Raw genomic sequence first — 6,560 nt, 5'->3', positions numbered from 1 at the left:
ACCAGCGCCACATCGGGGTGGGAGCGGCCCACGCGCGCGACCTCGACGGCAAGCGCGCGGGCGATCGCCTGCTCGGCCGCGGCATGGGCGCCCTGGGCGGAGAGCGAATCGGCGCGGCCAACGAGGAGGCGGGCTTCGAGGCTTCCGGGTTGTTCGATCGCAGGGACAAGGGCGAGGCCACGATCGAAGGCAGCGACGGCCCCCGCATAGTCGCTCTGGCGGGCGAGTGCCTCGCCACGCGCGGCTGCCTGGCGGGCGCGGGTTTCGGCCGGAAGGCCGGGGAGACCCTCGGCGACGGCGAGAATTCGGGCGCCTTCCCCGAACAGGCCGAGGCCGGCATAGACTTCCCCCAGCGTGGTCGCCAGCTCGGCCCGGACGGCGGGCTGGTCAGCAAGCTCGGTTTCGATTCGCCGGGCGCCAGTATCGAGGATTTCGCGCGCAGAAATGGTCCGACCCATGGCTTCAGAAGGATCCGACACCTGGAAAAGCGACTTCACGAAATCGACGGTTCGCTCGGCCGTCGCTGTCTTCTCCTGGGCGATGTCCCGTTGGCGGACGGCCTCGGCGCGGGACAAGAGGGCGGCGGCGGCGAGTGCCGTCATGCCGGCAAATCCAATAGCCGACGCAGTGGCGATCAGGGCCATCCGCCGCTGCCGGCGTTGCAGATCGCGTTGCTTCAGATCGCTGAACGGAATGTTGATGAGGCCGGCAATGAGCTTCAGCCGGGCGTCCGTCCAGCCGTCGCCGCCTGGGCGGACGTCGGCCGCCAACGGCTCGCTGCCGCCGTCTTCGAACAGGGCCGGCGGCAGGCATTCGGTTTCCGGGTCACCCGAATTGCTCGCGCCGCTCACGATCAGGCACTGGATCCGTTGGCGGCGGCCGAGCCGGGTGAATTCACGGATCTCGGCGTTGACCCATTTGGAGCGGGCGCCGTTCGGCGAGCAGATGATGATGAGATTGGCCGACTGGGCCAGCGCATGCCTGACCGATTCAGCGAGATCGGACGAGGTCGCGAACTCGTCGCGATCGCGGAAGACCGGCGCGAGCCTTGCTCCGAGCGGCCCCCACGGTGTCTCGCGGCCATGCAAGCGGCCGGGCACGCGCCAAGTTTCCAGCGCTTTCAACAGGCGCTGCGCGGCTGCCTTGTCCCGGTGATTGTAGCTGATGAAAGCCGAGTAGCGCATCGGCCCTGTTAATTCGTCAAGCGGTGGGCGACGGGCGCCGCTGGCGGGCGGCGGCTCCCACAAGGCCAAAGCCAGCAATCATCATGGCCCAGGTTGCGGGCTCGGGAATGGCCGGGGAGCTGCCAATTTCGAACCGGAAGACGCGTTCGCCATTACCGCCGAATTCGCGCCTGTCCGTTCCAAGAACATAGCCAAAGTTGCTTGCGCCTTGCGTCCAGCTCATGGTGAAACGTGTGGCGTTGTTCGGCAGCGCCTCGATCAGCAGGCGGGCGTGCGGTGCCCCAATTCTTTCGGTGGTAAAACCGTTGATACAGCGAAATTCGTCATCGGGGTCGAACTCGGTGCATGTCCAGTCGACGCTGCCGTTGTACCACTCGACCTCGAAGGTATTGGGCCCGCGAATCTGGCCGAGACTTCTCACAAATTGGCCGATAGGCAGGAAATCTTGCAGCTCAAAATTGACAGCGACCACAGGCCGGTCGAAATTATCGAGCGCTACTGGAGTGAAATCATTCACTTCGCCGCCAAAGCTTATGAAGCCGTCATCGTAGACGACGATACTTTCGTAATTGTCTATGATGTTGCCGAACTCTGGGTCAATGAAGCTGGTGACACCGACAGTGAAACCGAGGTTGATCGGCTGGCACAGTGTGGAATCCCTGGTGGAAAAGCTGTATGAGCACCCCCCAATGTCATAAGGAATTGAGTCGTCCACCGTCACGCGCCGCGCATCGGCGCCAGTGGCCAGGCCGGCGGCGACGAACGCGGCGACAACTGTCTTGCTGAATACACGCACCACCATTCCCCCGAAAATTTACAAACACCCAGAATCACTAAGAAAACCTTAGCGTCACGACATCAGCAAGGGAAGCCTGCCATTGGCCAGAATGCAGATTATTCGCGGGGCGTGAAAGACAAAAGGGAACGAAAAGCCAGCAAATTCCGCTCCAGAGATCTGTGCCCGGCCTAGCTACCGGCTCCAGCTTGCGGCCAGGCCGGCCGCGCCTTCCCAGCACGGCCACTGCAGCTTTCGGGCGCACGACCTGTTGCTCTCGCCGGCCGCAATGCGGGCGCCAAGCCGCCGGTCACTTGCATGCATGCAAACATCAGTTTTCGTGCGCAGCGCCGAAACGGGTACTGGTTAAAAACCAACCCTCCTCAGGCTTCGGCTCGAAGTTCACGTTGCACTCTATTGTACGAGCGGCACGCGCTGAAGCCTTATGCCACCTTACACCGGATGCAACGCACCGGCCAATCTCCCAAGGCCAAAATCAGCAAAGGGGGTGTGTGCGCAATAATGTCGGTTTTGCCGAACTGACCACCGGGACCCCGGATATTGTTGTGCTGGATGGGCTCGCGTGCCGGGGGTGACTTCACGGCGAGCTGATCAAGCCCCTTCTCGAGGATTGATTTGATGGACGGGTAACTGCGGGCCTGGATCTCCATTGCCCCCAGCGCAATTGCCTCCAGGCGCGCGGCGCCAAAGCACCGTTCAAGACGAAAGATGCCAATGCAGGACCGATAGGCTTGCCGCGGATGCTTGCGGCTCTCGATGATCTTCTCGACCAACAGCGTCAGCATCGGGCCGATCCGTGCTGCCTCTGATCGGATCTGCGGCCGCCTTGTCGGCATGCCATCCTCCCGGTCAAAAAACTGGAAGAATGAACCCAACGATCAGGTACCCCAATCCCCCGCCAAGGCGGCCGGGATCATCTCGGAACGGTGGCCGGGATGATCTCGGAATCTGTATTACGTGGTCAGGCGGGAATGAGCAGCTTGCGGTATGTGTAGGCCGCGCGCCATTCACCCAGATCGTCGAGCATCGAAATGGCGGCGTCTTCCATGATGCGCGCGGTTCGGCCAAGCGTGAACGGGGCGGTGCACAGGCTGGCCGCACTTCGTTCCAGCCTCGCGGCCGTGCGGCTCGAGCGGCCGGCCGCGCCGGCGAAGTCACCTTGGCCGCGGATCCCGAAGAGGGCACCGCCGACAGTTGGCAACGCCGCCGACAGAAAGGTGAACAACTTGACGTGGCTGACGATCAGGTCGATTCCGGCAGCAAGGCCGACAAGGCTGATCAGGCCGACCGCGATCGTGGCGTGGAACAGCAGCGTGCCGGCCTGGTGCAATCGGTGATCGAGCAGGTGCATGCGCGCTGAATTGGCGCGGTGATAGCTGATCTGGTCCTTGATATCGGCGATCGCTTCAGCCGCCAGCGCAGCCAGCGCCGGCTGGTCTGCGATGGTGGCCGGCGTCAACTGACGCCAGATCGCAGCTGCGTAGAAGTCGGTCCACCGCGCCTCGCGAAGGTGGGCGGCGACATCGGTCATGGGTGTCGCCACGTTCAACCGCTTCAGGCTGCGCATCACCCGAAGCTGCTCGGCGAGATAACGATAATCCAACCAGCGTCTGTGCCATTCGCGGCGGTTGCCAATCATCGTATTGGCAATCAGGCCGACGATCAGCAACAATTCGACAGCAACGATCGCCAGCTTCAGATGAGGCGCAAGGAAGCCCAGCAGCGCGACAAGGACGGCCGCCGCCGCAGCCGCGAAGTTGAACACGCTGCCGCTGCGATAGACTTGCGCGTAAGCGTCTGCCAGCCTGTCGGCCCAGCAATAGGCTTCGTCCAAGGCGTCGCCGGCGTCCATGCTCCTTGCAGGCAGCAGGTCAGTCCGCCGCAGCGGCCGAACGCCGGCGACCGCCAGCATCACCGGATATTCCAGCCGCAGGCACACGCGCGGCAGCCGCTCGGCCGCGAATTCGGCAAGGTAACGGCGCTCGGCCGCTTCGGCGGGCGATAGCAGCAGCGCCTCGACGGTGGCTGTCAGGGTTGCCTGATCCGCCGGCCGACGCGGCACGTTGTGCCGGTGCAAAAGCGCCGAGGGCATGCTGTCGATCCCGGCCCAGAGCAGGGTCGCATCATGCGCTCCGGTAGCAGAGATATGGACTACGGGGACACCCCGGCGGATGGCATGGTCAACAACATCGGCCGTTCCGCCGGGCCCCCTGGCCGTTGCGCCATCCCAGATTGCGATCAGCAGGTCAGATTGCGCCACCGTCGCCTCACCGGCTAGGGCATAGGCCTGCTGAGCCTCCTCGCCATCGCCCGGCAGGTGCCAGCTTGCCTCACATTGATCGAGCAAGGCGACGAAGCGCTCGCGGTCCGGTTCGTCGAAATCCCTGAAAAATCGGTCAGGCGAAAATGGCATCACCGCCGCCAGCGACCAGCCGCTTGCCATGCCGACCTGCGCCACCAGTTGGTCAGCGCCGACGGCGAGTTGCGAAAGGATTGTGAGGTTCGGTTCACCGCCTGCGAACGGGTTATCCAGCGATCCGCCGATTCCGCCGATGGCGGAAGCTAGCGCTCCCAATACTGTTTCGACCTGTGCCGCGAGGGAGCCAATCGCTTCGGACGGGAGGTGGCGATGCCCGGTTACGCCGAGGCGTAGCGACAACGCGGGTCGGCGTGGTCCGGTCCTCCCGGTATCGAAGTGCATGAAGGTCCCTCCCGCCGCCACGATCCGAAGCTTGATAGGCTGCTCTGCAAAGCGCAAGGATTCCTAGTGTTTACTCCAGACATGGGTCATTAACTGCATGTTGAGTCTTTTGTCCAACGCTAGGTTGGAGTTCTCCGCGGTACGGCGCATGTGAAACTGGATAGCCGGCAGTCCCCAACCGAGGCGCTCGAGCATGCCGGGTGAGCAATGTCTGTTGAAGCTCTCGAGGCACGGTTTGGGCGCGAAGAGGTGTTTGGTGACAAGGATGATCGTGGGTTCTACCCGACCAGGCATGGTTGGTGAGCTTTGCCTGTTTGGTTGAGGTTCATTCCCTGAAATCGAACCTGAAATTCCCTGTTATCGCGACACCAATTCCCTGTTCGAAAATCGGCGCATTTCGTAGGAATGGTCTATTTCTCAAGGACATATGCGGGCGGCCTGCCGCAGAAGCCGCTGCGAAAAGCATCAATAACAGGGAAAACAGGGAAATTTGCCACAGAGCCCGGTTCGCAGCAGACTTCCTCCACCGCCACCGAAAAATGAGCGCTGCGAACCCTCGTTCGCTTGGCTGGCGTGTGCCACGCCGGACGGGAGGGGCGAATCCCTCCGACTGCGCCGCACCCTCTCCCACATGGACAGCGAAACAGCTGCCGACGTCAGCAAACGTCGGCAGCTGAAGTCATTGCAACGAACGCGCACTCGGGATGACGTTGGCCGCTTACCAGCTGTTCCAATATTTTTCCGTTTGTTGGCGCACGGCGTCGATGACTGCACGTTGGTGCGGCTGAATGCTCTGGTAGGTCGCCGCGGCCGGAAAGCCGATGTACGGATCTTCGATCACGTTATTGCTGCCGCACAAGGCCTCCATCACCGCGACGCCGCAGAAGGGGACATACCAGGGGTTGTACCCACCTTCATGCGAGAAGACGAGCCGCCCAGTGCAGACCTCGTCGGCAACCGCCATGAGTTGACGACTGATCGAACGGTAATCGTCGGAAAACAGCATCATGCGCCCAAGCGGGTCATAGTAGCTGGAGTCAAATCCGGAAGCGACGAAAATGATTTCCGGCTTGTAGCGCTGCAGCGCGGGAACAATCACCTCCTTGAATGCCGCATCATAGGCGCCCGAGCCGGAACCGGGAGGCATCGGGATATTGATGCAATAGCCTTCGCCTTCGCCTTCCCCAACATGCTCCACCTTGCCGCGATCCGGCGGGAACATATTGTCCTGATGCAGCGAGATGGTGAGCACGGATGGATCACGATAGAAGGCGGTCTCCGTCCCGTTGCCATGATGCACATCATAGTCGACGACGGCGATGCGCTTCATCCCGTGCACCGCCTGGCAATGCTTGGCCGCGATCACGATGTTGCCAAAAATGCAGAAGCCCCGACCCATGTCAGCATCGGCGTGGTGCCCCGGAGGACGGGTCAAGGCATAGGCAGACGTGCAGTCGCCACGCATGACGGCCTCAACCGCACTGATCGTCATGCCGGATGCCATGGCAGCGATTTCGTAGGTGCCGGCGCCGACACGGGCCAGTTCGCCAGCATCACCGCCAAACGGGCTTTTGCTCAGCTCCTTCACGACATTGAGGTATCGCTCGGTGTGAAACCGCATGATCTCGGCATCGGTGGCGGCCCGGGGCTTGATATGATGGAGTTGATCCCACAGCGGTGTCAGCTCCAGCAGGTTTCTGAACCGACGCTTGGTTTCAGGATGCTCTCCAGGCCAGCCCGGCTGGACGGGGAACCCGGCCTCCAGGAAACCTGCCCCTGCACCGACATCATGCCAGTAGGTCAGCTCGTGGTTGACAAAACCCGCGGTCATCTCGTCCTCCCCTTCTGCAGTCTCTGCCCCGCTGTACGTCACGAAAAA

General features: G+C 62.2%; 5 protein-coding genes. All 5 read right to left on the bottom strand.

The window, feature by feature from the left end:
• On the bottom strand, positions 1-1,184 hold a 1,184-nt coding region (locus GJV64_RS00930), incomplete at its 3' end, for a toll/interleukin-1 receptor domain-containing protein (RefSeq protein WP_164155420.1).
• A gap of 16 nt (positions 1,185-1,200) precedes the next feature.
• Positions 1,201-1,980: a PEPxxWA-CTERM sorting domain-containing protein gene (locus GJV64_RS15550; protein WP_235927536.1), complete on the bottom strand. Its 780-nt coding sequence runs from the start codon at positions 1,978-1,980 to the stop codon at positions 1,201-1,203.
• A 422-nt stretch (positions 1,981-2,402) separates the two neighbouring features.
• Positions 2,403-2,765, bottom strand: a complete 363-nt coding sequence (locus GJV64_RS00920; RefSeq protein WP_164155419.1) for a hypothetical protein — start codon at positions 2,763-2,765, stop codon at positions 2,403-2,405.
• A gap of 176 nt (positions 2,766-2,941) precedes the next feature.
• Positions 2,942-4,738 carry a hypothetical protein gene (locus tag GJV64_RS00915; RefSeq protein WP_164155418.1) on the bottom strand — a complete coding sequence of 599 codons (1,797 nt, stop codon included), beginning with the start codon at positions 4,736-4,738 and terminating at the stop codon, positions 2,942-2,944.
• Between the two features lie 661 nt (positions 4,739-5,399).
• Positions 5,400-6,512, bottom strand: coding sequence for a class II histone deacetylase (locus GJV64_RS00910; RefSeq protein ID WP_164155417.1), 1,113 nt, complete (start codon positions 6,510-6,512; stop codon positions 5,400-5,402).
• Positions 6,513-6,560: the final 48 nt, after the last annotated feature.

This window comes from Sandarakinorhabdus rubra (genome assembly GCF_010994245.1).
GTDB lineage: Bacteria > Pseudomonadota > Alphaproteobacteria > Sphingomonadales > Sphingomonadaceae > Sandarakinorhabdus > Sandarakinorhabdus rubra.
This window is presented reverse-complemented; position numbering and strand designations above follow the sequence as displayed.

Coding starts and splice junctions, on each gene's coding strand:
- GJV64_RS00910 (WP_164155417.1), bottom strand. CDS start 6,512: ATGACCGCGGGTTTTGTCAACCACGAGCTGACCTACTGGCATGATGTC.
- GJV64_RS00920 (WP_164155419.1), bottom strand. CDS start 2,765: ATGCTGACGCTGTTGGTCGAGAAGATCATCGAGAGCCGCAAGCATCCG.